Origin of the sequence: Aeromicrobium phragmitis, assembly GCF_003674095.1 — a bacterium.
Taxonomy (GTDB): Bacteria; Actinomycetota; Actinomycetes; order Propionibacteriales; family Nocardioidaceae; genus Aeromicrobium; species Aeromicrobium phragmitis.
Genome location: NZ_RDBF01000104.1, coordinates 1 through 434, shown reverse-complemented (window position 1 = coordinate 434; position 434 = coordinate 1). Strand labels below are relative to the sequence as shown.

Here is a 434-nt window from a genome sequence, read left to right as displayed (position 1 = left end):
CTGCGATTGCGTGCCGGGGACTCCCTGCTCGTCGACAGCCGCTCCAACTACGCCTTCGAGCGCATCCCCAAGAGCGAGGTCGAGGAACTCGTCCTCGAAGAGGTTCCCGACATCGACTACGACAGCATCGGCGGACTCGCGGGACAGATCGAGAACATCCGCGACGCGGTCGAGCTGCCCTATCTGCACCCCGACGTGTTCGTCGAACACGAACTCAAGCCGCCCAAAGGTGTGCTGCTGTACGGCCCGCCCGGCTGCGGCAAGACCATGATCGCGAAGGCGGTCGCGTCGAGCCTGGCCAAGAAGGTCTCGCAGAAGACCGGCGAGGAAGGCCGCTCGTACTTCCTCAACATCAAGGGTCCCGAGTTGCTCAACAAGTACGTCGGCGAGACCGAACGGCACATCCGGCTCGTGTTCCAGCGGGCGCGCGAGAA

Annotated in this window: 1 protein-coding gene; it reads left to right on the top strand. The window is 64.1% G+C overall.

The genetic code is table 11. The annotated features are described in order from the left end of the window. Positions 1-434: AAA family ATPase (locus D9V41_RS16480; RefSeq protein WP_121795619.1), on the top strand; the 434-nt coding region annotated here is incomplete at both ends.